This window comes from Marinobacterium halophilum, assembly GCF_003014615.1.
In the GTDB taxonomy this organism is placed as follows: Bacteria; Pseudomonadota; Gammaproteobacteria; order Pseudomonadales; family Balneatricaceae; genus Marinobacterium; species Marinobacterium halophilum.
Genome location: NZ_PYGI01000002.1, coordinates 199,264 through 224,582, shown reverse-complemented (window position 1 = coordinate 224,582; position 25,319 = coordinate 199,264). Strand labels below are relative to the sequence as shown.

At 58.2% G+C, this 25,319-nt stretch carries 21 protein-coding genes; 14 read left to right on the top strand and 7 right to left on the bottom strand.

The window, feature by feature from the left end; genetic code table 11:
* Window positions 1–22 precede the first annotated feature (22 nt).
* Entirely contained in the window at window positions 23–553 is a 531-nt protein-coding gene (locus CLV44_RS02390; RefSeq protein ID WP_106590501.1) for a retropepsin-like aspartic protease family protein, read from the top strand.
* A 43-nt stretch (window positions 554–596) separates the two neighbouring features.
* Here CLV44_RS02390 and CLV44_RS02385 read toward each other — a convergent pair whose 3' ends face one another.
* The 3 genes from CLV44_RS02385 to CLV44_RS02380 form a co-directional block, all read right to left on the bottom strand.
* Window positions 597–803: a hypothetical protein gene (locus tag CLV44_RS02385; RefSeq protein ID WP_106590500.1), complete on the bottom strand. Its 207-nt coding sequence runs from the start codon at window positions 801–803 to the stop codon at window positions 597–599.
* A 261-nt stretch (window positions 804–1,064) separates the two neighbouring features.
* On the bottom strand, window positions 1,065–1,289 hold the full coding sequence (locus CLV44_RS17200; RefSeq protein ID WP_146139974.1) for a hypothetical protein: 225 nt from the start codon (window positions 1,287–1,289) through the stop codon (window positions 1,065–1,067).
* Window positions 1,290–1,359: 70 nt separating this feature from the next.
* Complete coding sequence (locus tag CLV44_RS02380) at window positions 1,360–6,159, bottom strand: NAD-glutamate dehydrogenase (protein WP_106590499.1); 4,800 nt, start codon at window positions 6,157–6,159, stop codon at window positions 1,360–1,362.
* Between the two features lie 410 nt (window positions 6,160–6,569).
* Between CLV44_RS02380 and nhaC the strand changes: the two genes are divergently transcribed.
* The gene (gene nhaC / locus CLV44_RS02375) at window positions 6,570–8,015 is read left to right on the top strand and encodes a Na+/H+ antiporter NhaC (RefSeq protein ID WP_106590498.1); all 1,446 of its coding nucleotides are present in this window, start codon (window positions 6,570–6,572) and stop codon (window positions 8,013–8,015) included.
* 97 nt (window positions 8,016–8,112) lie between these two features.
* Entirely contained in the window at window positions 8,113–9,183 is a 1,071-nt protein-coding gene (locus CLV44_RS02370; RefSeq protein WP_106590497.1) for an alanine/ornithine racemase family PLP-dependent enzyme, read from the top strand.
* A gap of 14 nt (window positions 9,184–9,197) precedes the next feature.
* Here CLV44_RS02370 and CLV44_RS02365 read toward each other — a convergent pair whose 3' ends face one another.
* Window positions 9,198–10,229 (bottom strand): GlxA family transcriptional regulator, encoded by a 1,032-nt coding sequence (locus CLV44_RS02365; protein WP_281257804.1) that lies wholly within the window; start codon window positions 10,227–10,229, stop codon window positions 9,198–9,200.
* A gap of 272 nt (window positions 10,230–10,501) precedes the next feature.
* Between CLV44_RS02365 and CLV44_RS02360 the strand changes: the two genes are divergently transcribed.
* The 6 genes from CLV44_RS02360 to astB all read left to right on the top strand — a co-directional run bounded on the left by CLV44_RS02360 (window position 10,502) and on the right by astB (window position 18,080).
* Window positions 10,502–11,728 carry an aspartate aminotransferase family protein gene (locus CLV44_RS02360; RefSeq protein ID WP_106590495.1) on the top strand — a complete coding sequence of 409 codons (1,227 nt, stop codon included), beginning with the start codon at window positions 10,502–10,504 and terminating at the stop codon, window positions 11,726–11,728.
* 130 nt (window positions 11,729–11,858) lie between these two features.
* A complete protein-coding gene (locus CLV44_RS02355) occupies window positions 11,859–13,088 on the top strand; it encodes a hydrolase (RefSeq protein ID WP_106590494.1) in 1,230 nt (409 codons plus the stop codon).
* Window positions 13,088–14,101: an arginine N-succinyltransferase gene (astA, locus tag CLV44_RS02350; protein ID WP_106590493.1), complete on the top strand. Its 1,014-nt coding sequence runs from the start codon at window positions 13,088–13,090 to the stop codon at window positions 14,099–14,101. The genes CLV44_RS02355 and astA (CLV44_RS02350) overlap by 1 nt, the downstream gene beginning before the upstream one ends.
* 135 nt (window positions 14,102–14,236) lie before the next feature.
* Window positions 14,237–15,265 carry an arginine N-succinyltransferase gene (gene astA / locus CLV44_RS02345; RefSeq protein ID WP_106590550.1) on the top strand — a complete coding sequence of 343 codons (1,029 nt, stop codon included), beginning with the start codon at window positions 14,237–14,239 and terminating at the stop codon, window positions 15,263–15,265.
* 1 nt (window position 15,266) lies between these two features.
* Complete coding sequence (astD, locus tag CLV44_RS02340) at window positions 15,267–16,736, top strand: succinylglutamate-semialdehyde dehydrogenase (RefSeq protein WP_106590492.1); 1,470 nt, start codon at window positions 15,267–15,269, stop codon at window positions 16,734–16,736.
* 18 nt (window positions 16,737–16,754) lie between these two features.
* The gene (gene astB, locus CLV44_RS02335) at window positions 16,755–18,080 is read left to right on the top strand and encodes an N-succinylarginine dihydrolase (RefSeq protein WP_106590491.1); all 1,326 of its coding nucleotides are present in this window, start codon (window positions 16,755–16,757) and stop codon (window positions 18,078–18,080) included.
* Between the two features lie 64 nt (window positions 18,081–18,144).
* On the opposite strand, the gene CLV44_RS02330 is transcribed toward astB, so the two are convergent.
* The 3 genes from CLV44_RS02330 to CLV44_RS02320 are packed head-to-tail and all read right to left on the bottom strand — an operon-like array spanning window position 18,145 to window position 21,032.
* Entirely contained in the window at window positions 18,145–18,813 is a 669-nt protein-coding gene (locus CLV44_RS02330; RefSeq protein ID WP_106590490.1) for a LutC/YkgG family protein, read from the bottom strand.
* A complete protein-coding gene (locus CLV44_RS02325) occupies window positions 18,813–20,228 on the bottom strand; it encodes a LutB/LldF family L-lactate oxidation iron-sulfur protein (RefSeq protein WP_106590489.1) in 1,416 nt (471 codons plus the stop codon). Before CLV44_RS02325 ends, CLV44_RS02330 begins: the two co-directional genes overlap by 1 nt.
* Before the next feature lie 12 nt (window positions 20,229–20,240).
* On the bottom strand, window positions 20,241–21,032 hold the full coding sequence (locus CLV44_RS02320; protein WP_106590488.1) for a (Fe-S)-binding protein: 792 nt from the start codon (window positions 21,030–21,032) through the stop codon (window positions 20,241–20,243).
* Between the two features lie 137 nt (window positions 21,033–21,169).
* Between CLV44_RS02320 and CLV44_RS02315 the strand changes: the two genes are divergently transcribed.
* The 5 genes from CLV44_RS02315 (at window position 21,170) to rplT (ending at window position 25,195) form a co-directional block, all read left to right on the top strand.
* Window positions 21,170–21,859, top strand: a complete 690-nt coding sequence (locus CLV44_RS02315) for a FadR/GntR family transcriptional regulator (protein ID WP_106590487.1) — start codon at window positions 21,170–21,172, stop codon at window positions 21,857–21,859.
* A 162-nt stretch (window positions 21,860–22,021) separates the two neighbouring features.
* Window positions 22,022–23,938, top strand: a complete 1,917-nt coding sequence (gene thrS / locus CLV44_RS02310; RefSeq protein WP_106590486.1) for a threonine--tRNA ligase — start codon at window positions 22,022–22,024, stop codon at window positions 23,936–23,938.
* Complete coding sequence (gene infC, locus CLV44_RS02305) at window positions 23,935–24,498, top strand: translation initiation factor IF-3 (protein ID WP_425436390.1); 564 nt, start codon at window positions 23,935–23,937, stop codon at window positions 24,496–24,498. The genes thrS and infC overlap by 4 nt, the downstream gene beginning before the upstream one ends.
* 103 nt (window positions 24,499–24,601) lie before the next feature.
* Window positions 24,602–24,796 carry a 50S ribosomal protein L35 gene (gene rpmI, locus CLV44_RS02300; protein ID WP_010324607.1) on the top strand — a complete coding sequence of 65 codons (195 nt, stop codon included), beginning with the start codon at window positions 24,602–24,604 and terminating at the stop codon, window positions 24,794–24,796.
* A 42-nt stretch (window positions 24,797–24,838) separates the two neighbouring features.
* On the top strand, window positions 24,839–25,195 hold the full coding sequence (gene rplT / locus CLV44_RS02295; RefSeq protein WP_106590484.1) for a 50S ribosomal protein L20: 357 nt from the start codon (window positions 24,839–24,841) through the stop codon (window positions 25,193–25,195).
* Window positions 25,196–25,319 lie beyond the last annotated feature (124 nt).

Here is a 25,319-nt window from a genome sequence, read left to right as displayed (position 1 = left end):
TACAGAGGACAGGAATACAGAGATGTCGGATTATCAAGACCCTGACAAGACACGCCGCACGCTGGCAAAAGGCATGCACTACATGACGTGGGTGGTGCTGCTGGTATTGTTGACGACCTATTTCAACGGCTTTGTCGGTGAACGGCGTAACCCCAATCAGCACCTGAGCCTGGTCGAAGGCGGCAGTGGTGAGGTTGTACTGAACCGTAACCGTGCCGGTCATTATGTGGCTCCCGGCCGGATCAACGGTCAGCCGGTGACATTCCTGCTGGATACCGGTGCCACACGGGTCAGTGTACCTGAGCATCTGGCATCCCGCTTGGGTTTGGCGCGGGGTGTTGAGCAGAAAACAATGACCGCCAACGGCGTCATCAGTGTGTATGCGACACGGTTGGACAGTGTGCAGCTGGGAGGGATTGAGTTGCGCGATGTTCCGGCCAGCATCAGTCCGTTCATGCCGGATGACACTGTATTGTTGGGCATGAGCTTCATGCAGCACCTGGAGCTGGTGCAGCGAGACGGACAGCTGACTCTCAGTGTGCCAGGACGCTGATCAGATCTCCTGCGCTCGGCGTTGAGCGCAGGAGATCTCAGACTCAGTGCTGCAGGAAGTGCGGCTCGGTACGGGTACTGAGCCATGCCTTGACCTGTTCCTCGCTGGTGCCGAAGAACACGACGCGCGGGATGCTGCTGCGACGGCCGTGAGTCGGCAGGTCGGTGCGCAGAATCCACCAGCTGTCAGCGGCGACGTGTTTGACGGTAAAACAGTGATCGGCTTGGGCGAGGTTATGGTAAGCGGTCATGGGATCTCGTGTGCTCAATGGGAGGTCTGAATTCAGGTGGCTAATTTATAGCCAAAGGCTTAAATCTGCAATAGTCCAATGCGCTTTTCTGGTGCATTTATACCAAATGCTTACAGATGATCTTTTGGTTATTTTTCCGAATTTTCCGGTATTAACCTTGAAGTTAGCGACAGTTAAACGTTCACCGATCAGCCGATATAAATCATGCACTATTATGGTGCGTAATTCATATCGGCTCGGTCGGTGCAGTGAATTATCATCTCACCGTGCAGCAAGGTACTCGGTGTGCATGAAAAAAGGTTGTTTGCGTGACGCCAGCCAGTCTCTGGCTCGGGATTCGCTGTCCGCAAAAAAAACGATTCGTGGCTGGCTGCTGCGTCGTGTACCGGCGATCAGATCGGTACGTAAAACCCACCAGCTGCGCTCGCCCAGCTGTTTTAAGGTCAGTTGATGGTCGGCGTGAACAAGGTCCTGATATAAAGTCATCGCATTATCTCGTGCGGGTGTTGTCGTCAGGGCAGATAAGGGCCGCAGCACGGTGGCTGCGGCCTGAACGTTACATGCAGGTGGAGAGTTCCTTGAGTTCACCCGCGGCGACACTGAGCAGGGCGATGTCGTCATCGTGCCCGCGGGCTTCACGGCAGAGTTGCTGCCAGCGCTCCAGTGCTGCGGTATTGCGGTTTTGCCAGTCGGCCAGGGCGTCAGCATCAACCGTTTCGCTGCGGGTCAGCAGGTGGCGGCAAATGTTCAACGGGCTGCTGGTCAGCAGGTCTTCCAGACCTTCAATGGCCAGCGTCTGCCAATGTGTGCCGGCCTTGAACCGCGCCAGAGTGGCGGCAAAGCCCGGCAGTTCCAGCCGTTGCGTCAGGTCAAAGTAGATCCGTGCAGCCAGTTCAAGATTCTGGCGATTACTGCTGGCCACGATCACAACCCCCAACAGCTGGTCCAGCAGGTCGATGGCGGTCAGCTGGATAGATAACTGTTCATCAACCCCTGCCTGTAGTAGCTGCTCGAGTCGAGCGCTGTCCTCAAGGCCGGGCAGCTGGTCGCGCAGTTGCGGCAGCAAGTCCCGCAGGGTGTTCATGCCCGTGCCATATTCCTCTACCAGCTCGGCGGTGTTGAGGCCGGTGCTGCTCTGGCGCAGGAACCCGCGCGTGGTGCGTCGCAACAGTTGTACGGTGCTGGTGCGCAGCTGTTGCTGCAGCTCGGGTGAAATCCGGTTATCCAGCGCGTGGATCTGCAGCCAGATGGCTGGGACGCCCAGGCTGTCGCGTGCACAGATCCAGGCGCGCACGATATCGGCGGCGGCAGCGCCGGTACTCTGCTGCAGCTCGTCAATAAAGGTGATGCCCATCTGGTTGACCAGCGCATTGGCCAACTGAGTCGCCAAAATCTCACGACACAGGCGGTGGCTATACAGGGCTTCCGGGTAGGCTGTGCGCAGCTTCGGCGGGAAGGCTGTCAGCAGGGTGGCGCGAATATGAGCATCCTCGATCAACGTCGAATCGATCAGGGCCTCTTTCAGTCTGGACTTGCTGTAGGAAATCAGCACAGACAGCTCGGGCCGGGTCAGCAGTTCGCCCTGCGCCTTGCGTGCTTCCAGTTCCGCGTCGTCGGGCAGAAACTCCAGCGCGCGGTCCAGGCGGCCGCTCTGCTCCAGTGTACGGATCAGGCGTATGTAGGCATCAGGTGCCTGGCGGGCATGGTGTTCGGCATTGCTGATCGCCAGCGCCTGGTCGCGGTTGTTCTGCAGTACCAGCGTTGCCACTTCATCGGTCATTTCCCGCAGCAGGCTGTTGCGCTGCTTCAGCGTCAGATCACCGGCGGCGACCTGCTCGTTCAGCAGGATCTTGATGTTGACCTCGTGGTCGGAGCAGTCCACGCCCCCGGCGTTATCGATAAAGTCGGTATTGGCGCGGCCGCCGTGACGGCAGAATTCGATCCGCCCCAGCTGGGTGGCTCCGAGGTTGCCGCCTTCACCGAGTACCTTGCAGCGCAGTTCGCACCCGTCTACACGCAGGGGATCACTGGCCTTGTCGCCGGCATCGGCGTGGCTTTCATGGCTGGCCTTGATGTAGGTGCCGATACCGCCGTTCCAGATCAGGTCCACTGGTGCCTTGAGCAGGGCGCGAATCAGATCGTTGGGTGACAGGCGTTCGGCATCGATCTGCAGGCGTTCACGCAGTTCGGGGCTGAGCGGAATCCATTTGGCGCTGCGCGAGAAAACGCCGCCACCATTGGAGATCAATGCCGTGTCGTAATCCTCCCAGCTGGAGCGGGGCAGGTTGAACAGGCGTTGACGCTCGGTGTAACTGGTCGCCGCATCCGGGTTGGGATCAAGGAAGATATGCATGTGGTTGAACGCCGCCACCAGACGGATATGCTCCGACAGCAGCATGCCATTACCAAAGACGTCACCTGCCATGTCACCGATGCCGATCACGGTAAAGTCATCCCGCTGAGTATCCAGCCCCTGTTCGCTGAAATGCAGCTTGACCGATTCCCAGGCACCACGGGCGGTGATGCCCATGCCTTTGTGATCGTAGCCCTGAGAACCGCCGGATGCGAAGGCGTCGCCCAGCCAGAAGCTGCGCTCGGCGGCGATGGCGTTGGCGATGTCGGAGAAGGTGGCGGTACCCTTGTCGGCGGCAACCACCAGATAGGGGTCATCGTCGTCATGACGTACAACGTCCACGGGTGGTACCAGGCTGCCGGATTCCAGATTATCCGTGATATCCAGCAGCGCACTGATGAATATGCGGTAGCAGGCGATGCCCTCGGCCTGCATCTCTTCGCGGCTGCCACCGGTGGGCAGCTGTTTGGCCACGAAGCCGCCTTTGGCACCCATCGGGACGATCACGGCGTTTTTAACCTGTTGCGCCTTGACCAGTCCCAGCACTTCGGTGCGGTAGTCTTCCAGTCGGTCTGACCAGCGCAGGCCACCACGGGCAACCTTGCCGCCGCGCAGATGTACGCCTTCAATGCGAGGGGAGTAGACGAACACTTCAAACACCGGTCGGGGTTTGGGCATGTTGCTGATTTCAGCAGGGCTGAGCTTGAATGCCAGGTACTCGCGCGGCATACCGGCGTTGTCCAGCTGGAAATAGTTGGTGCGCAGGGTGGCCTGCATCAGCTCCAGGTAGCGGCGCAGGATCTGGTCGTCACTCAGGTTTTCGATCTGTTCCAGAGCGTCCAAGAGGCTATGGTGGATGCGCTCGGTCAGGGCGCTGCTGCGCTCGTGAGTCTGACGTTGCGGCTCGAAGCGGGCACGGAAGAAGGCAACCAGCAGGCGGGTCAGGTGTGAGTGACGTACGAGTGTGGCCGCCATGTAGCTCTGACTGAAACCGAAACGGGTCTGCTGATTGTAACGTGCATAGGCACGCAGCATGGCGACTTCACGCCAGTTCAAACCTGCGCTGATGACCAGCTGGTTAAAGGCGTCATTTTCGGCCAGGCCTGACCAGATAGCAGCAAAGGCCTCCTGGAAGATGTCGCGTACCTCATCCAGGTCGATAGCGTTGGCCTGAGGGCAACTGAGGGTAAAGTCATGGATCCAGAAGCGGCTGCCGTCGGCGGCATCCAACCGGTACGGGTGTTCACCCAGTACCCGCATGCCCAGATTTTCCAGCACCGGAATGGCGTCGGAGAGCACCAGCGGCGTGTCGCGCAGAAACAGCTTGAAGCGCAGCTCATCACGGCTCTGCTCCAGCTGGCGGTAGAAGCTCATGGCGATCGTGCGCTCGTTGCTCAGGCTTTCCAGGTGCCCCAGGTCGAACACGGCCTTGGCGGGGCTGAAGTGCTGACGGTAGGCGGGCGGGCAGGCTGATCTGAACTGGTTGGACAGGCGGTTGCCGCGGGCTTCGCCGTATTCATCGATCAGCGCCTGATGCAGGTCATCACTCCAGGAACGGGAGATGGCGACCACTTCGGCCTCGATGGCGGCAAAGTCTAGCTCGTTCAGGGCTTCCGGCTGGATGCGGGCGACAAAGTGAACGCGGGCCAGAATCGATTCGCTGTAGTAGGTGGTGAAATCGATTTCAGTGGTGTTCAGGGCGCGTGCCAGCAGGTCCTGCACCTGGCTGCGCAGTTCCGTGTTGAAGCTGTCCCGTGGGACGAAGTAGAGGAAGGTCGCGAATTTGCCACAGGTATCGCGGCGCATCAGCAGGCGGGTACGGCGGCGCTCCTGCAGGTCAAACACGCCCCGCGACAGTTGCAGCAATTCTGCATCCGAGGCCAGCAGCACTTCATCGCGGGGCAGTTCGTGCAGAATCTGTACCAGTGCCTTGCCGCTGTGCCCGTTGGGGCTGAAGCCGCTGTTCGCGAGCAGACGCGACAGCTTGCAGCGCAGCAGCGGAATGCGCTCAAGGCGCTCACGGTAGACCGGCAAGGTGTACAGACCATAGAAACGGTGTTCGCCGCAGACCTGGCCGTCAACATCAAAGCGCTTGACCACCACCAGGTCCAGATAGGCGGGGCGGTGGATGCGAGAGCGGCGGCTGTAACGGGCCAGTTGCAGCGGAGCACTGTCCTGCATGGCGCGCTGCTCGTCGTCGCTCAGGCTGTTGAACCGTCGTGTGCGTTCTGCATCGGACTCCAGACGTAAGGTGCCCAGTTCCTGTCCGGGCTGGCGCTGGGCGACAAAGCGGCCGTCCTCGGTGCCGAAATCAAGCTGGTCGCAGGCGATAAAGGTAAAGTTGTCGGCCTGGAGCCAGTCGATAAAGTCGGCCGCTTCACGGGCGTCTGCATCATCACGGGTGCGCAGTTGGGTGGCCAGTTCTGCGGCGCGGTTACGCATGGCATCATAATCATGCACGGCTGCAGCGACTTGGGTATGCAGTTCGCTGAGAGTGTGGCGCAACTGGCGCAGGCGCTCGGTGTCGGTCTGGCGGTCTACTTCCAGATAGATGAAGGACTCGCTTTCGCCACCGGCCGACAACTGTTCCAGTTGCTGCCCGCTGCGGCGGCTGGGCAGCACGCTGTTGAAAATGCTGTGGATACCGATCTGTTCGTGGTTAAGCGCCATGCGCACCGAGTCGACCAGAAAGGGCATGTCGGGGAACAGCAGCTGGATGACTGTATGGCTGCTGTGCCAGCCGTGCTGTTCCAGATCCGGATTGAACAGCCGTACCTTGGGAGCACTACGATCATACTGCTGCACAAATTCCCAGCTGGAGAGCAGCGGCCCGAGCAGGCGCTCGGTACTTTTCTGGCTCAAGTCATCGGCAGATGCGACTTGGAAGAAATACTGGGCGAAATGCTCGATCGCCTCGGCTTCAGCAGCAGAGAAGGTGCTGGCTATATGTTCGGCCAAGGGTGACAAAGCCTGGTGTATATCTGTTTTCAGACCGGCGTTCATGATGATGCGCGACTCCCGTTAGGCAACGATATGGAAAGCCCCGAACGATTCTGGGCACAGGCTTACTGTAGGGGAGGATGGCAAAAAAATATTGTCTGGATACGACGCAATATTTTGAAAAAACACCGATTGGCAGGTCAGTTGCGGAAAGGGCTATCGAGGGGGGCGTGCAGTGGCGGTCAGCAGGGGCTGATCACGATTTGAATCCGCTGACGGGGGTTTTACGATCAGTTGTCTTGCTTCCGGACAAGCACTTCATGTGTGTCTGATATAGAATTCGCCGCCGAATTTGTTTTTCCTATGCGACATGCTTTTTCGCACTTGCGACAAAACGGGTCTGTCAAGCTTATGTAATGCACATGTATGTGCGAATTTTCAGAAAATTATCACAATAAACAGGTTGAACATCCATGACACAAAACAACCGATCCATGCCATTTTTATTGGCAATCACACCGATTGTTCTAATGGTGATCGTGATGCTGATCACCATTGTTGTGCTTGAAGGCGCCCCCCATATTCCGTTGGCCTTTGGTACCGTCGTTGCTGCACTGGTTGCTGTAAAACAGGGATACAGCTGGGAGGAGATTGAAGAAAGCATCTACAAGGGCATCCGTCTGGCGTTGCCGGCCGTTGTCATCATTATTCTTGTAGGGTTAGCGATCGGCTCATGGATGGGCGGTGGTGTTGTTGCCACCATGATCTATTACGGTCTTCAGTTGATGAGTCCGGAGATGTTTCTGGTTTCAATCGCACTGATGTGTGCTGTGGTGTCCATCGCCATCGGCAGTTCCTGGTCCACTATGGGGACCATTGGTATTGCGGGTATGGGTATTGGCATCAGCATGGGTATTCCTGCGCCGATGGTGGCCGGTGCCGTCATTACCGGTGCCTACTTCGGTGACAAGATGTCGCCGCTGTCCGATACGACCAACCTGGCATCAGGCCTGACGGGTACTGACCTCTTTGTGCATATTCAGCACATGCTCTACACCACCATTCCCGGCCTGCTGATTGCGCTGGGCGTGTACTGGTATATCAGCACCGGATTCACCGCCGGTGATGCCGAGCTGGCACGTATCAACACCACGCTGACCGTGCTGGATGCAAGCTTTCTCATCTCCCCGTGGCTGCTGTTGGTGCCGCTGACAGTTATCCTGCTGGTGGCCAAGAAGGTACCGGCCTTGCCCGCGCTGGTTGTAGGTGTCGTGCTCGGTTTCCTGTGCCAGATATTCATTCAGGGCGACAGCCTCGCTACCGCCATGAGTGCCCTGCAGAACGGGTATGTGATTGAATCAGGCAACGAAGTCATTGACTCCCTGTTCAACCGCGGTGGCATTGATTCGATGATGTATACGGTGTCGATGACCATTGTGGCGATGACCTTCGGTGGTGTGCTGGAGAATACCGGCATGTTGCAGGCGATCGTAAACAAGATGAAAGGCATGACCAAGTCGGCCCGAGCCCTGATACCGACCACGATCGGTTCCTGCTTCCTGACCAATGCAACGTGCTCCGAGCAATACATCTCTGTCGTAGTGCCAGCACGCATGTTCTCCGGCCTGTACCGTGAGCGGGGTCTGCATTCCAAAAACCTGTCACGCGCACTGGAAGATGGCGGTACGCTTACCTCCGTGTTCATTCCATGGAATACCTGCGGTGTCTTTATTCTGGCAACGCTGGGGGTTAGCGCCTGGGAGTACGCGCCCTACGCCATTCTGAACTTTGCGGTGCCGATCATCTCGATCATGTACGCGATCACGGGCTTTTCGATTGTGAAACTCAAGCCGGGTGAAGATGATGACGTGCCGGTGATTGACGAAGAGCGTGATCTGAAACCCCACTCGCCGTTCTGATCCCTGATCGACCTTACAAGCCTGTTCAGGGTTCGCGCCCTGAGCGGGTTTTTTTATATTCATTTGCTACTATTCGTGAACCATTAGGAAGCTGACTGTGGCCAAGTTCCCCCGATTGCTCTGGAGTGAATCGAAACTCAGGGACAATATGCGCTATCTGAACAACCTCTTTAGCTCCTGCGCCTGGCCGATCGCCTGGACGCCGGTCACCAAGGCGACCTGTGCGCACCCGGATATTGTCAAGGTTCTGCTCAGTGAAGGGGTCGCGGAAATTGCAGATTCCCGCATTGAGAATCTGAAACAGGTCAAATCCCTGTCGAGTGCCTGTCGCACACTGTTGCTGCGCCTTCCCGGATTGCACGAAATCACCGACGTTATTCAGTACGCGGATACCAGTCTGGTGTCCGAACAGACGACCATCGCAAGGTTGTCAGACGCGGCCAAGGCCGCCGGGGTTCGTCACCGCATCATTCTGATGGTGGAGCTGGGTGATTTGCGCGAAGGCGTGTTGCCGCAGCATGTGCTTGAGCGTGGGCGCTTTATTCTGCAGCAGGAAAATATCGATTGGTGCGGTATTGGCACCAACCTCACTTGCTACGGTGGCATTCTGCCGACCCGAGAGAAGATGACTCAGCTGCTCGACCTCAAGGCCAGTATCGCGCGCGAGCTGGGCCATGTCGTGGACGTTGTATCAGGTGGGAACTCCAGTTCGTTGTCGTTGCTGCTGGACGGCAATATGCCGGCGGGTATCAGTCATCTGCGCTTGGGTGAAGCGCTGTTGCTGGGGCGTGAAACCGCACAGGGAGGTCAGATTGCCGGCATGCACGGCGACATATTCACGCTGGAAGCGGAAGTGATTGAGGTGCAGGTCAAAGGATCTGTGCCCGAGGGTGAGCGCGGCATGGATGCGTTCGGTAAAACGCCCGAATTCGAGGATATTGGCGATCACACCCGTGCGATACTGGCCATTGGCAAACAGGATGTTCCCATCGAGGAGCTGGTGCCGTTGGATGACAATGTCAGAATCCTGGGCGGCAGCAGTGATCATATGATTCTGGACGTGGGTTCTGATGCGGTTCGGGTCGGGGATATTGTTGCGTTTCGGGTCAGTTATCCGGTGCTGTTGCAGGCGATGACATCACCCTACGTGGCCAAGACCCGCGCCTGAGAGTGATGGGGCAATCAGCCGCCGGGCATGAGCACTGACCGGCTCAGGCCGCTGTTGGCGGGCAGTTCCGGCTCCTGTTCTGCCAACTGCTTGCGTTCTTCACGCGGGGTAAGGCCGTAGTGATTGCGGTAGGCCGTACTGAAATAGGACGCGCTGGCAAAGCCGCAATCGAGGCCCACCTGCAGAATCGGCTTGTCGCTGCGGCGCAAGAGTTGTCGTGCCTTTTCCAGACGAATTTCGAGATAGTACTTGGATGGCATGGTATTCAGGTGGCGCTTGAACAGCCGTTCCAGATGGCGGCGCGAGATGCCGACATGGTGGGCCAGATCGTCGGTGCTCAGTGGCTCTTCGATGTTGGCTTCAATCAGCTGCACCGCTTCTACCAGCTTGGGTTGGCTGATGCCCAGTCGAGTGCGCAGAGGAACCCGCTGGGGATCCTCGCTGGAGCGGATGCGCTCATGGACAAACTGTTCGGAGATTGCGGCGGCCAGTTCCATGCCGTGAAACTGGCCAATCAGCGACAGCATCATGTCCATGGCGGCGGTGCCGCCGCTGCAGGTATAGCGCTTGTTGTCGAGTTCGAACAGATTGTTGGTCATGCGCGTCTGCGGGAACTCCTCGCGCAGGCTATCCAGATCCCACCAGTGGATGGTGGCGCGGCAGTCATTGAGCAGTCCGGCGCAGGCCAGCAGATACGACCCCGTGCCGATGCCGCCCATTGCCATCCGGCCGCTGCGGGGGCGGCGCAACCAGGCAATGACCTCCTCATTGCCGGTGCGGGCAATGGGGCTGGCGCCGCAGACAAACAGCGCATCCAGGGTTGGAATCTGTTCGAGGCTGTAATCGACCAGGGTTTGCACGCCCGCACTGCTGGGCACGGCCAAGCCGTCATGGCTGACCAGCAGCGTTTCGTAATGTGTCTGTCCGGATACCCAGTTGGCCATGCGTAGCGGCTCGATTGCAGATGAAAATGCAATCAAGGAAAAGTTGGGCATTAACAAAAAGCCGATGCGGACGGGAGAGGTGGTATGGGGTTCGGACAGCACACTTATCGCTCGGTTGATCGTGAAACATGACAGTTGGCAGAGAGTAATCGTTTTGCTGGCATCTGTTCAGTCCTGATTGTAAATAATGTCAATATAGCGCAACTGGATGTCGCGCCATGTAAATTTGCCGACTGTTATCTCTCCGTACTTTTGCTGATAATGGTTATTTGGTTTCGGCACAGAGGTCACAGACAAGGTGGTCGAGCAGTGCTGGATAGAAACAGCCGTTCGCTGGGCCAAGGTCGAGCGATCACACGAGGTAAGGCAGCAATATGAGCACTTCACAGGTTACCCGCGCGCTTTTTAACGAGGTCATGGTACCCAACTATAACCCCCAGCAGATGGTGCCGGTGCGGGGCCAGGGCAGTCGTGTCTGGGATCAGGACGACAACGAATATATCGATCTGACCAGCGGTATTGCAGTGACCAGTCTGGGACATTGTCACCCGGCGCTGGTCAAGGTACTCAAGGAGCAGGCCGACAAGGTTTGGCACCTGAGCAACGTCTACACGAATGAACCGGCGCTGCGTCTGGCGCAGGACCTGACGCGCGAGACCTTTGCCGACAAGGTGTTCTTCTGCAACTCCGGTGCTGAAGCCAATGAGGCCGCTTTCAAGCTGGCGCGTAAATACGCCAGCGATCACTTTGGCGCAGACAAGAACGAGATCATCTCCTTTGTTCAGTCTTTCCATGGTCGTACCCTGTTTACCGTGACTGTCGGTGGCCAGCCCAAGTACTGCCAGGGTTTCGAGCCGGTGCCGGGCGGTATCCACCATACGCCGTTCAATGATCTTGAAGCACTGAAACAGCTGGTTTCCGACAAGACCTGCGCCATCGTCATGGAACCGATTCAGGGCGAAGGCGGTATCATCCCGGCTGATCCGGAGTTTATCCGTGGTGCGCGCGAGCTGTGTGACCAGTTCAATGCACTGCTGATTTTGGATGAAGTTCAGACCGGCATGGGCCGTACCGGCGCGCTGTACGCCTATATGGATACCGGCGTTACCCCTGATATCCTGACCTCTGCCAAGGGGCTGGGCGGTGGCTTCCCGGTGGGTGCCATGCTGGTGACCGACAAGGTCGCGCCGAGCTTCTCCGTGGGTACTCATGGCACCACTTATGGTGGCAACCCGCTGGCCTGTGCTGTTGCCGGCGAGGTGTTGCGTCAGGTGAATCGTCCCGAAGTGCTTGCCGGTGTGCAGCAGAAAAATGCGCTGTTTGTTGAAGCGCTGGAAGCGATCAATGCCCGTCACAACATCTTCAAGGAGATTCGTGGCAAGGGTCTGTTGATCGGTGCTGAACTGGTCGACGAGTGGGCTGGTCAGGCGGGTCAGTTCCTGGCAGCGGCGCGGGAACAGGGGCTGATGATCCTGATGGCGGGCCCGAACGTGCTGCGTTTTGCACCGTCACTGATCATCCCTGATGAAGACATTCATGCGGGTATGGCCAAGCTGGAACAGGCCGTTGCTCAACTGCTGAACACGGCTGAAGCCAGCTAATCCCTCCGTTCTCCTGACTGGCCGTTCTGGCCGTAGCGACCCCTTAAGTTAAAAAAGGGGTCGCATTTTCGACAGACCTGCTTGCGTTCAGGCGACATAATCGTAAGACATCCACTATCAGGACGCAGGCATGACCCACGATTTTACCTCCTGGCTGACATGGCTGGACGAACAACACCAACCGATGCTTGATAACACCCGAGCGCTGGCCGAAATCAACTCCGGCACGATGAACCATGCCGGCGTTAATCGAGTGGGTGAAATGTTGATCCGGCTATGCCAACCGCTGGGCGGCGACGTCGAAGTCATCCCGGTCGCACCTTATCAACACCTCAATGCACAGGGCGAGCTTGAAGCCTTTCCGTTGGGGGATGCCGTGCGTATCCGCAAGCGCCCGGACGCGCCGCTGCAGGTGTTCCTGTGTGGACATATGGATACGGTGTTTGCCGTCGACCATCCGTTCCAGGAACTGCGCTGGCTTGATGAAGACACCCTGAACGGTCCCGGCGTCGCCGACCTCAAGGGCGGGTTGATGGTGATGATCAATGCCTTGATGGCACTGGAGCGCACGCCCTGGGCCGATCAGATCGGCTGGGAAATTCTGTTTAACCCGGATGAAGAGATCGGCTCACCCTCATCGGCGACGCTGATTGCCGATGCCGCCGAACGCGTGCATCTGGGGCTGATCTACGAGCCCAGCTTTCCGGACGGCAATCTGGCCGGAGAGCGCAAGGGCAGTGGCAATTTCAGCGTTGTTGTCCGCGGCAAGGCGGCCCACGCCGGTCGTGAGCACCACCTGGGACGCAATGCGATCCGGGCCATGGCTGACTTCATTACGGCGCTGGATGATCTTAACGGTCAGCGCGAGGGCGTCACCATCAACCCCGGCTTCATTGAGGGCGGCGGCGCAGTCAATATCGTGCCTGACCTGTGCGTCTCACGCTTCAATATTCGCCTGGAACAGGTAGATGATGAAGCCTGGTGCCAGCAGCAGCTGGACCGCCTGCTGGCCGATATCAATGCCCGCGATGGCATCCAGATCGAACTGCACGGCGGTTTTGGGCGCAAACCGAAAAAACTCAGCGGTGCCAATCAGAAACTGTTCGAACTGGCACGTGACTGCGGCAGCGAACTGGGCATGAGCATTGGTTGGCTGCCAACCGGTGGCTGCTGTGACGGCAACAATCTGGCGGCCGCCGGAATTCCCAATATTGACACGCTGGGCGTGCGCGGTGGCAAGATCCATTCGGCCGAAGAATACATGTATGTCAGCAGCCTGACCGAAAGGGCCAAACTGAGCGCGCTGATACTGATGAAGCTGGCGACCAGTGACGACCGTCGCTGGCTGGGAGTGAACTGATGCTGTTATTGCGACCGGTTGAATTTCGTGACCTTCAGGGGCTGGAGCGGCTGGCGGTAGATTCCGGCGGCAGCCTGACCACCCTGCCGGCCAACCGGGATCACCTGAACGAGCTGATCGACCGTACCCTGAAGTCTCTGCGCAAGGCGGTAAACCGTCCCGAGCAGGAGAGCTACCACTTCGTGTTGGAAGACAGCCACAGTGGTGAAATCGTAGGGGTATCCGGCATCGAAGCGGCGGTGGGAATCGCATCGCCGTTCTACAGTTATCGCATCAATGAGGTGGTCCACGCCTCCAGTGAGCTGCAGATCCATAACCGCATTCCGGCGCTGCACCTGTGTCAGGACTTTACCGGTGCCTCACGGCTCTGCACGCTGTTTCTGGATAGCGAGCACCGTCAGCGCAGCAACCTGCACCTGCTGTCGCGCGCGCGTCTGCTGTTTATTGCGGCCCACCGCGAGCGTTTTGACAGCCGCATTATCGCAGAGCTGCAGGGCGTGGTAGACGCGAACGGCCAATCACCGTTCTGGGAAAGCCTGGGGCAGCATTTCTTCAACATGGATTTTGCCAAGGCCAACTATCTCACCGGCATCGACTCCAAGGGCTTCATTGCCGAGTTGCTGCCACATCATCCTGTGTATTTGCCGCTGCTCAGCGAGGCTGCGCGCGAGTCCCTTGGCCAGCCACGCACCGATGCGGCCAGGGTCAAGGCGCTGCTGGAAGATGAAGGCTTTGGCTATCGCGGGTATGTGGACATTTTTGACGCAGGCCCGACCCTTGAAGCCCAAACCGACCGCCTGCGGAGTCTGGTTGAATCACGCTCGGTCACCATCACGGTGAATGCGGACGATGAAGAAGGCGACAAGGCGCTGGCGCTGGTGGCCCACGGTCAGCTGGAAAACTTCCGCTGTCTGCTGGCCGAAGTGGATGCGCAACAGCCTGAGCTGACGCCGGCGCAGGCCGAGGTGCTCAATGTGAGCAATGGCGACTGCGTCCAGCTGGTCTGGCTCTAGCAACCGGGTTGCGTCTCGGGCACAAGCCGTATTTCGCCACTGATAAGTGGCTCATTTATCAAACTCTCAAGATGAACCCCGGTGCGCAAGCAGGCACCGGGTGATTCAGCGACGATCACGACTGGGGTATCGATCATGATGGTAGTTCGCCCGATTACGGCAGCAGACCATGAAGCATTGCGGGAACTGGCCCGCAAAACGGGTCAGGGGTTTACCTCCCTGCAGGACAATGACGAGCAGGTGGCGCGCAAGCTGGAAACGGCGCTGGCAGCCTGGGGTGACGACGGCATTCCGGAAGAAGCCCTGTACCTGTTCGTGATGGAAGATACCACCACGGGTGAAGTTGTCGGTATCAGCGGTATCGAGTCCGCGGTGGGTCTGAGTGAACCCTGGTACAACTACCATATGGGGACACTGTTGCATGCATCGCGTGAACTGGGCGTGCGTAACCTGATTAATACGCTGACGCTGAGCAACGACCACACCGGCTATTCTGAACTCTGTACGCTGTTCCTGGCTCCGGATGCCCGCCACAGCAAGCATGGCTCGCTATTGTCCAAGTCGCGCTTCATGTTCATGGCGGAGTTTCCGCAGCGTTTCAATGAATACATGCTGGCCGAGATGCGCGGCTATTCTGATGACAAGGGGATACCGCCATTCTGGGAAGGCGTGGGTCGTCACTTCTTCTCGCTCGACTTTGGCGAGGCGGACAAGCTGTCCTCAATGGATAAGGTGTTCATCGCCGAGCTGATGCCGAAGAATCCGATCTACATCAATCTGCTGCCGGAAGATGCCCAGGCTGCGATTGGCAAGACGCACCCGGCAACGACCCCGGCGCGCAAGCTGCTGGAAGCCGAAGGTCTGCGCTTTACCGGTTACATCGATATTTTTGATGGTGGTCCTACGCTGGTGGCGCGGATGGAAGATATCCGCGCCATCAATGAAAGCTGCTATTCGCGGGCACACATCACCACGGAGCAGCCGGAAGGCGAGCTGTATCTGGTCAGTTCGACCAGCTTCGACGAGTTCCGCTGCTGCATGACGCCGCTTAACGGAGTCGGCAAGCACGTTGTCGGTCTGCCGCAGGACGTGGCCGATGCGCTCAAAATCACCGAAGGCAGCACCGTGCGTGTGGTGCCTCTCTCATCTGGCAGGAGAATCTGACATGACTGCATCCGTAATGATCAATGGCGCTTGGCTGGACGGACAGGGGCGTGACTTTACCTCGTTGAACCCGGCCAATGGCGACGTGTATTGGCAGGGTTTGGCGGCCTCGACAGAGCAGGTGGACGCGGCGGTCAAGGCAGCACGTGCGGCTGCAACTGACTGGGCGCTGACCGGTTTTGAGGCGCGCGTGGCCATCGCGCGTCGTTTTGCCGAGCTGCTGGGCGAGAACAAGGAAGCGCTGGCGGTAGCCATCGCCAGCGAAACCGGCAAGCCGTTGTGGGAAGCGCGTACCGAAGTGGGCGCGATGATCGGCAAGGTCGAAATTTCGGTCAAGGCGTACAACGAGCGTACCGGTGAGCGTGAAAGCGACATGGCCGGTGCTCGGGCGGTGCTGCGTCACAAGCCTCACGGCGTGGTGGCGGTCTTTGGTCCGTACAATTTCCCGGGTCACCTGCCCAACGGCCACATCGTGCCGGCTCTGATTGCCGGTAACACCGTGGTCCTCAAGCCCAGCGAACTGACCCCCGCCGTGGCCGGCGAGATGGTGAAACTCTGGCTGGAAGCAGGTTTGCCCGCCGGTGTGCTCAACCTGGTGCAGGGTGAAAAAGAGACCGGCATCGCGCTGGCTTCCCATGCGGATATCGACGGTCTGTTCTTTACCGGCAGTTCCAACACCGGCCACATCCTGCATCAGCAGTTCGCCGGTCATCCGGGCAAGATCCTGGCGCTGGAGATGGGCGGCAACAACCCGCTGATCGTCGATGAAGTGAGTGATCTGCGTGCTGCCGTGCATGAAACCCTCCAGTCTTCCTACATCACGGCCGGTCAGCGTTGCACCTGTGCCCGTCGCCTGATTGTGCCCCAGGGTGAGTGGGGCGACCGCTTCCTGGAGGCTCTGGCGGAGGCCGTGCGTGCCATTCAGGTCGGGGATGCCTTCGCCGAACCGGCACCGTTCATGGGCAGTCTGATTTCCGAGGCTGCCGCTGATGGCGTGCTGAACGCTCAGGATGCACTGCTGGCGCAGGGTGCAACCTCGCTGGTACGCAGCGAGAAGCTCAAGCCGGGTACCGGCCTGATCTCTCCGGGACTGATCGACGTGACTGCGGTTGCGGATCGTGAGGACGAAGAGATCTTCGGCCCGTTGCTGCAGGTGATCCGTGTGGCCGATTTTGATGCTGCCATCGCCGAGGCCAACAATACCCAATTCGGTCTGTCGGCCGGCTTGTTCAGCGACTCCGAGACGCAGTTCAACTATTTCTACGATCGCATTCGTGCCGGTATTGTAAACTGGAACAAGCAGCTGACCGGTGCATCCAGCGCCGCACCTTTCGGTGGCATCGGTGCCAGTGGCAATCACCGCGCAAGTGCCTATTACGCGGCAGATTACTGCTCTTACCCGGTAGCGGGTATCGAAGCGGATCGGCTGGCGCTGCCGCAGGCCCTGTCACCGGGCCTGACATTGAAATAACCACTGCAGGAGGTTCTGATGCTGGCAACCGAAGCGAACTTTGATGGTCTGGTCGGTCCGACCCACAATTATGCGGGTCTGGCGGTGGGCAATCTGGCCTCGCAAAGCCACCAGGCTCAGGCCTCCAACCCACGCGAAGCAGCCTTGCAGGGACTGGCCAAAATGAAGGCCCTGCATGATCTGGGTCTGGTGCAGGGGGTCTTGGCGCCCTTGGCGCGACCGGATCTGAAAACCCTGCGGTGCCTGGGATTTGTCGGTAGCGATGCCGAGGTGGTTACGGCAGCGGCCAAGGCGTCACCACGCCTGCTGGCCGCCTGCTGTTCGGCCTCCAGCATGTGGGTGGCCAATGCGGCGACGGTTACACCCAGCGCCGATGCGGCCGACCGGCGCATCCACTTCACCCCGGCCAACCTGGCAAGCCAGCTGCATCGCGCACTGGAAACCGAGCATACCGCTCGTATTCTGCAGGCAACGTTCAATGACAGCCGCCACTTCGTGCATCATCCGGCGTTACCTGCGGTAGCGACACTGGGCGATGAGGGGGCCGCCAACCACACTCGCCTGGGACACAGCTACGGAGAGCCCGGTGTGGCGCTCTTTGCTTATGGCAGTGGTGGCCCTGGGCCTGAGCCGAGCCGCTATCCGGGTCGGCAGGCGCTGGAAGCCTCCCGAGCCGTTGCGCGTCAGCACCGGCTGGATCCGGACCGGGTGGTGTTTGCTCAACAGCATCCTGATGCGATTGATCAGGGCGTGTTCCACAATGATGTGATTGCAGTCGGCAATCTGGATACGCTGTTCTGCCACGAGCGTGCCTTCTTCAACCAGTCACAGGTATTGGCTGACCTGGATGCCCGTCTTGATGGTCGTCTGCAGCTGATTCAGGTGGCGGAAAACGAGGTGGCCCTGGCCGATGCGGTGCGCAGCTATCTGTTTAACAGCCAGCTGCTGCGTGTGCCGGATGGGCGTACTCTGCTGGTTGTGCCAGCCGAATGCGAGCAGGTGGCACCGGTATGGCAGTATCTGCAGTCGCTGGTGTCGCATTCACCGATCATTGATGCGGTGCAGGTATTTGATCTGCGCCAGAGCATGCATAACGGGGGCGGTCCTGCCTGCCTGCGTTTACGGGTGGTGATGAATGCGGATGAGCAGGTGGCCTTCAATCAGGGCACACGGATGAGCGATACCCTGTATCCACGGCTGGTGGACTGGGTTCGGTGTCACTACCGTGATCGACTGCTGCCGGCGGATCTCGCCGACCCTCAGTTGATGGATGAGTCCTTTACCGCACTGGATGAGCTGAGCCGTATTCTGCAGCTGGGTTCGGTGTATCCCTTTCAGTGCTGATGTACCGCCTGTCGATACGAAACAGACGCCCGAGAGCGTCTGTTTTTGTTTGGGGTTTCTGTTCTCAGGGGAGCAGAAAAATTACCAGCTGCCGCGGCCCATGGGCTCCCATCTGCAGCTTCTGCTCGATATCGGCACTGCGTGAAGGCCCGGTGATCAGGTTCACGGTGCGCGGCAAACGGCCGGGTGACAGCGTTCTCAGGCGGTCCCAGGCATCTTCGTAGGGGCCGACAATATCCTGCTTGCGCAGGACGACCAGGTGAGTGTCGGGCAGGAAGTTCAGTGTGGTCGGGCTGTCCGGGCGCGAATACAGCATCAGGGTTCCGGTTTCGGCGATACCGGCGAGCGCCATTGTCAGGCTGGCCTCATCACCGACCTGTCCTGCGCGTTGATGGCATTCGATGCGTTCATGCACTGCGGCCCAGCCGAGGCTGGTGAGTGCTGCATCGGATGCCATGATCAGCTCGTTCTGACCTTTCTCTTCCAGGTTTTTGGCAACGGCCTCCGGCAGCAGCTCCAGGGCGTCCAGTTCAACCACCTCCGCAGATGCCTCCTGCGCCATGCGCACGAACAGTTCTACCAGGGCTTCGTGCTCGTGCTGGCTGCGCGACGGGATCAGGTTGCGCGGATGTTGCTGCAGGCGCTGGCGAACCGCTTCCTGTTGCGCTTCGGTCGGCTGGCTGCGGCGCAGGCCACGGCGGATATTGGCAAAAATGTCGGCACGGCTGTTCATTAGCGTTTCTCCTGTTGCTGGCGCGCTTGCCACTGCTGCATGAAGGTCTTGCCGGTCGGCGTCGGCATATCGCGGTGGTCGGTCCAGCCTGCGGCCAGCGGCAGTTTCTTGATGGTGCCTTTCTTGCCCCCGAGGATACGCATGAACCGGGACGCGCCGGCAGTGAACATGCGGTAGAGCGTGGGGCGGGTGGCGAAAAAGGCCCAGCTGCCCAGTCCCCAGCGCACCGCTTTCGGGCTCAGGTGTTTCTCGAACTCCTTTTCACGCCAGTGACGCATCAGTTTGGGTAGCGGGATGCGGACCGGACAAACCTCTTCGCACTTGCCACAGAACGTGGAGGCGTTGGGCAGCAGTCCCGCCTTTTCGATACCGATCATTTGCGGTGTCAGTACCGAGCCCATCGGACCGGGGTAGACCCAGCCGTAACTGTGGCCGCCTACGGCCCCGTAGACGGGACAGTGGTTCATGCAGGCGGAACAGCGGATACAGCGCAGCATATCCTGCAACTGGGTGCCGACCATGTCGCTACGGCCGTTATCCACCAGCACGACGTGGAAATTTTCCGGGCCGTCCTGATCATCAGGGCGGCGGTTGCCGGAGGAGAGGGTGTTATAGACAGTGAACTCCTGTCCCGTGGCGGAGCGGGCCAGCAGGCGCAGGAACAGACTCGCGTCTTCCAGTGTAGGGACGACCTTCTCGATCGATGACACCACAATGTGAGTTTTCGGCAGTGTCTGGGTCAGGTCGCCGTTACCCTCATTGGTTACGATCATGGTGGAGCCGGTTTCAGCAATCAGGAAGTTGGCACCGGTGATGCCGACATCGGCGGCCACGAACTCCTTGCGCAGCATTTCGCGGGCTTCGGCCATCAACACGGCCGGATCATCCGATTTGGGTCGGTGGTGATGCTGGTGGAAAGTCTCGGACACATCTTCCAGGTTGAGGTGAATGGCCGGTGCGATAATGTGGCTTGGATGGTCGCCGCGCAGCTGCAGGATGTATTCACCCAAATCGGTTTCCACCGGGCGAATGCCGTTTTCCTCCAGATACTCGTTGAGGTTGATCTCCTCGGTCACCATCGATTTGCCTTTGGTGACGGTTTTGGCGTCCTGTTCGCGGCAGAGCTGGAGGATGGTCTGGCGTGCATCGTCGGCGGTACGGCACCAATGCACCTGGCCGCCATTCTCGACCACGCGCGCCTCGAACTCGTCCAGATACAGATCCAGATGTTCCAGAATATGATTCTTCAGGTCGCGGGCCTGGTCACGCAGCTGATCGAACTCCGGCATGCGGGCAACGGCGGAAGCGCGTTTGCCGGGGAAACCGGCCTTGAGGTTGCCCAGAGCTTTCTGCAGATTGACATCCTGCAGTGCGATACGGGCACTTTGTTTGAATTCGGGGCTTTTGATCTGCATGTCGTGCTCCGCTCAGAGTTCTTGGCCAAGGTCGTAATCGGCATCGCCGATCGCGGGGGATTGGGTCATGTCGGCCAGCAACTCGACCACATGACGGACCTGCATCTCGCGGCCTTCACGCTTGAGTTTGCCTGCCATATTGAGCAGACAGCCAAGGTCGCCACCGACCAGCATTTCGGCACCGCTGTCGGCCGCAAAGCCGGTCTTGTTGCTGACCATGCGGTTGGAGATTTCCGGATACTTGACGCAGAAGGTACCACCGAAGCCGCAGCAGGTTTCCGCTTCCTGCATCTCGCTGAGGGTGACACCCTCGACTTCACTGAGCAGTTGGCGAGGCTGCTGCTTGATGCCCAGCTCGCGCAGTCCGGAACAGGAGTCGTGATAGGTAATCTTGCCGGTAAAGGTGCTGTGGATGCCGCTGAAGTTCAGCTCGTCCACCAGGAATGAGGTGATCTCGAATGCGCGGGCCTTGAGTTCTTCGGCGCGGGCTTTCCAGGGATCACCGTCATCGAACAGTTCGGGATAATGATGCAGCATGCCGATACAGGAGCCGGAGGGGCCGACCACATACCGATAGCCGTCGAAGGCTGCGATGGTTTGGCGGGCGATCATGCGGCTGTTGTGATTGTCGCCGGAGTTGAACGCCGGCTGGCCGCAGCAGGTTTGGGCGCTGGGTACGTCAACTTCACAGCCCGCCTGTTCCAGCAGTTTGACGGTGGCGAAAGCGACCTCAGGTCTGAACATGTCAGCCAGGCAGGTCACGAACAGGCCGACCTTGATCGGCGGAGTGTGGGTATCGGGCATGGTGTCTGCAGCCTCTGCTTATTATCGGTGCGTGTATCGTGGCAATTGTCCCTTCAAGATAGGCGATGAGACCGAGGGCGTGAATGCTATACTGCCAACTGGTCTTACCAAATTGATGACAATAGGCAGGTCGTGTCGTGAATCTGCAAGCAGAATTGGAGCGGTTACTGCTCGATGGCGACTGGGTACCCGGTCAGCCAGTACCTTCGGAGCGTACGCTCATGCAGCGTTATCATGCCTCGCGTGGCAGTGTGCGTGAGGCCTTGGCAGGGCTGCGCGCCACCGGCATGATCGATACCCGCCAGGGTGGGCGCAGCCGCTGCAGCAATCTGCTGGAACAGCATCTGCAGTTGCCGCTGGAAGGGCGCGGCGATGATATCGATTTTCAGCTGCAGATTCTTGAAGCACGGGCCGTACTGGAAGGCGAGGCGGCCTGGTTTGCCGCTCAGCGTGCCAGTGATGCCGAATTGGCACGGCTGGCACAGGAGTATGAGCAGATGTGCGCGCGCAACCGATCCTCGGCATCCCATGGCGATAACACTCTGGAGAAAGCCAAGGCAGACCTGCAATTTCATATGCTGATCGCTGAATCCAGCCATCACCTGCTACTCTGTTCATTCAGCCAGCTGTTCTACAACCGTTACTTCAATGCTATCTACAGCGTGCTGTCGCGAACGTTGGGTCGTTTTGGCCGTTACCCGGATGGTATCGCTCGACAGCATGACGGCATTCACCGTGCGTTGCAGGCACGCGACGCCGATGCGGCCCGTGAACGGGCTCGCGCGCATATCCTGTACACCTATGACCTGCTCAAGCAGTGTCGCTAATAAGGGCAGTTGCGCCCATCGCGCTTTGCGGTATGTGTCGTTATAATCGCAGCTCTGAGCGAGGCCGACCCATCGTACCGGTCGCAGCCATAAGCTTCAGAATCAACCGTAGAGCGGTGTGACCTGTCGTAGGGGTGACACTTGCCAGCCAAGGACCTGAATATGCCCGTTATTACCCTGCCGGATGCGAGTACTCGCACCTTTAATCATCCCGTCACCGTTCACGATGTCGCTGCCGATATCGGTACTGGCCTGGCCAAGGCCGCACTGGCCGGCAAGGTCAATGGTGAACTGGTCGATACCAGCTACCTGATCGAAGAAGATGTGGATCTTGCCATCGTAACCGCGCGTGACGATGACGGTCTGGAAGTGATTCGTCACTCCTGTGCCCACATGATGGCGATGGCCGTGCAGGAGCTGTTTCCAGGCGCTCAGGTCACGATTGGCCCGACCATTACCGATGGCTTCTATTACGATTTCGCCTATGAGCGTCCGTTTACCCCGGATGATCTGGAAAAAATCGAAGCGCGCATGAACCAGCTGGTGAAAGAGAACCTGCCGGTGTCCCGCTCCATCATGGAACGCAGCGATGCGGTCAAGATGTTCGAGCAGATGGGCGAGAAGTACAAAGTCGAGATCATCGAATCCATTCCGGGTGACGAGCCGCTGTCGTTCTACAAACAGGGTGAATTCATCGATCTGTGCCGTGGCCCGCACGTGCCGTCTACAGGACACATCAAAGCCTTCAAACTGATGAAGGTGGCCGGTGCATTCTGGCGGGGTGATGCCAAGAACGAAATGCTGCAGCGTGTCTATGGCACGGCCTGGAGTGACAAGAAGGCGCTCAAGGCGTATCTGCACCGTCTGGAAGAAGCCGAGAAGCGTGACCACCGCAAGCTGGGCAAGCAGCTGAACCTGTTCCATATGCAGGAAGAAGCGCCGGGCATGGTGTTCTGGCATCCGCATGGCTGGACCCTGTATCAGCAGATCGAACAGTACATGCGCACCAAGCAGCGCCGCCACGGCTATCAGGAGATCAAGACTCCGCAGGTCGTCGAACGTACGCTGTGGGAAAAATCCGGCCACTGGGGCAAGTTCCAGGAGCAGATGTTCACCACCCACTCCGAAAGCCGCGACTTCGCCATCAAGCCGATGAACTGCCCGTGTCACGTGCAGGTGTTCAATCAGGGTTTGCGCTCTTATCGTGACTTGCCGCTACGCTTGGCCGAGTTCGGTTCCTGCCACCGTAACGAGCCGTCCGGCGCACTGCATGGCATCATGCGTGTACGTGGGTTTGTACAGGATGATGCACACATCTTCTGTGCCGAAAATTCGATCCAGACCGAAGTGGCGTCCTTCATCGACTTCCTGCATGAAGTCTATGCCGACTTCGGTTTCAGCGACATCATCTACAAGCTGTCGACCCGTCCGGAAGAGCGTGTCGGTTCCGACGAAAGCTGGGACAAGGCCGAGAAGGCATTGGCTGATGCATTGAACACGGCCGAACTGGATTGGGATGAGCTGCCGGGCGAAGGTGCGTTCTACGGACCCAAGATCGAATTCTCCCTGCGTGACTGCCTGGGCCGTGTCTGGCAGTGCGGTACGATCCAGGTAGATTTCTCCATGCCGGGCCGTTTGGGTGCCCAGTTCGTTAACGAACAGGGCGACCGTGAAACACCGGTTATGCTACATCGTGCGATTTTGGGATCTTTTGAGCGTTTTATCGGTATACTGATCGAGCACTATGCAGGTGCATTGCCGGTTTGGCTGGCACCGGTGCAGGCTGTCGTGATGAATATCACCGATAATCAGGCCGCGTATTGCACGGATCTGGCAGAAAAGTTGGAAAAAACAGGTCTTAGAGCGTTTGCGGACTTGAGAAACGAGAAGATCGGCTTTAAAATTCGTGAGCGTACTCTACAGAAAGTACCTTACCTATTGGTAGTCGGTGATAAAGAAGTCGAGTCTGGAACCGTTGCAGTGCGTACGCGCTCCGGTGAAGACTTGGGTACGATGACCGTCGATGCGCTGCTGGAACTGCTTGTTCAGGAAACTGAGCGCAAGGGCCGTCAGGCATAATAAAATCGTCAGGAGATATAGCTATCAGGCGTGATAACAGACGTGGTGGCCGTGCGCCACTACCGCCGATCAATGAAAACATCCGTGCGACCGAATGTCGTCTTATCGCCGCGGATGGTAGTCAGGTTGGCGTTGTTCAGATTGCAGAGGCTCTTGAGCATGCTCAGGCAGCCGAACTTGACCTGGTTCAGATTTCTGATTCTGATCCCATTGTCTGCAAGATCATGGACTATGGTAAGCATCAGTACGAGCTGAAGAAAAAAGCAAATGAGGCGAAGAAAAAGCAGTCTCAAATGCAGGTCAAGGAAGTGAAATTCCGTCCGGGTACGGAAGAAGGGGATTATCAGGTAAAACTACGCAACCTGATACGTTTCCTTGAAAGTGGAGACAAGGCCAAGGTAACCCTGAGGTTCCGCGGTCGTGAGATGGCTCACCAGGAGCTGGGCATGCAGTTGATGCAGCGCATCGAGAAAGATCTCGTTGAGCTGGGCACTGTAGAACAGCGTCCGAAAATGGAAGGCCGTCAGATGATCATGGTCATCGCTCCGAAAAAGAAATAGTCACCCGACTGCACGGCCCGACGCCACTCCCTGTGAGTCAGGCGCCGGGTTTTGTTGTTTGTCAGGAGTGGCTGATTAACAAACGAATGCGTGGAGAAAGTTAATGCCTAAGATTAAAACTGTCCGCGGTGCGGCAAAGCGTTTCAAGAAAACTGCTAATGGCGTGAAGCACAAGCAAGCCTTCAAAAGCCACATTCTGACCAAGAAAACAACCAAGCGTAAGCGTCAGCTGCGCCCGATGCTGCAGGTTCACGCTGCTGACCAGGCTCTGGTCAAGCGTATGCTGCCTTATCTCTGAGTTTTTTCGGTCATTATTCGTTTTTATTAAGAAGGAAATGCTATGCCTCGCGTAAAACGTGGTGTTCAGGCTCGCGCCCGTCACAAGAAAATCCTGAAACTGGCCAAAGGTTACTACGGTGCTCGTAGCCGTGTATTCCGTGTAGCCAAACAGGCTGTTATCAAAGCTGGTCAGTATGCGTACCGTGACCGTCGTCAGCGTAAGCGTCAGTTCCGCGCACTGTGGATTGCACGTATCAACGCTGCTGCACGTATCAACGGTCTGTCCTACAGCCGCTTTATCGCTGGTCTGAAGAAAGCCGAAATCGAAATCGACCGTAAAGTCCTGGCTGACCTGGCTGTATACGAGCAGGCTGCCTTTACTGCGGTTGTCGAGAAAGCTAAAGCTGCACTGGCGTAACCCCGCCGATTGGTGAGGGATGGATGGCGTCAGGGCTTTGCTAAGGCGAATCGTGATGGCATCCACACATGATCGAATCAAACAGGGGAAGGGTGCAAACTCTTCCCCTGTTTTTGTCTGGAGC

Bases quoted from the DNA above. Each gene is read 5' to 3' on its own strand.
- CLV44_RS02390 (WP_106590501.1), top strand. From the start codon at position 23: ATGTCGGATTATCAAGACCCTGACAAGACACGCCGCACGCTGGCAAAA.
- CLV44_RS02385 (WP_106590500.1), bottom strand. From the start codon at position 803: ATGACCGCTTACCATAACCTCGCCCAAGCCGATCACTGTTTTACCGTC.
- CLV44_RS17200 (WP_146139974.1), bottom strand. From the start codon at position 1,289: ATGACTTTATATCAGGACCTTGTTCACGCCGACCATCAACTGACCTTA.
- CLV44_RS02380 (WP_106590499.1), bottom strand. From the start codon at position 6,159: ATGAACGCCGGTCTGAAAACAGATATACACCAGGCTTTGTCACCCTTG.
- nhaC (WP_106590498.1), top strand. From the start codon at position 6,570: ATGACACAAAACAACCGATCCATGCCATTTTTATTGGCAATCACACCG.
- CLV44_RS02360 (WP_106590495.1), top strand. From the start codon at position 10,502: ATGAGCACTTCACAGGTTACCCGCGCGCTTTTTAACGAGGTCATGGTA.
- CLV44_RS02355 (WP_106590494.1), top strand. From the start codon at position 11,859: ATGACCCACGATTTTACCTCCTGGCTGACATGGCTGGACGAACAACAC.
- astA (WP_106590493.1), top strand. From the start codon at position 13,088: ATGCTGTTATTGCGACCGGTTGAATTTCGTGACCTTCAGGGGCTGGAG.
- astA (WP_106590550.1), top strand. From the start codon at position 14,237: ATGATGGTAGTTCGCCCGATTACGGCAGCAGACCATGAAGCATTGCGG.
- astD (WP_106590492.1), top strand. From the start codon at position 15,267: ATGACTGCATCCGTAATGATCAATGGCGCTTGGCTGGACGGACAGGGG.
- astB (WP_106590491.1), top strand. From the start codon at position 16,755: ATGCTGGCAACCGAAGCGAACTTTGATGGTCTGGTCGGTCCGACCCAC.
- CLV44_RS02330 (WP_106590490.1), bottom strand. From the start codon at position 18,813: ATGAACAGCCGTGCCGACATTTTTGCCAATATCCGCCGTGGCCTGCGC.
- CLV44_RS02325 (WP_106590489.1), bottom strand. From the start codon at position 20,228: ATGCAGATCAAAAGCCCCGAATTCAAACAAAGTGCCCGTATCGCACTG.
- CLV44_RS02320 (WP_106590488.1), bottom strand. From the start codon at position 21,032: ATGCCCGATACCCACACTCCGCCGATCAAGGTCGGCCTGTTCGTGACC.
- thrS (WP_106590486.1), top strand. From the start codon at position 22,022: ATGCCCGTTATTACCCTGCCGGATGCGAGTACTCGCACCTTTAATCAT.
- rpmI (WP_010324607.1), top strand. From the start codon at position 24,602: ATGCCTAAGATTAAAACTGTCCGCGGTGCGGCAAAGCGTTTCAAGAAA.
- rplT (WP_106590484.1), top strand. From the start codon at position 24,839: ATGCCTCGCGTAAAACGTGGTGTTCAGGCTCGCGCCCGTCACAAGAAA.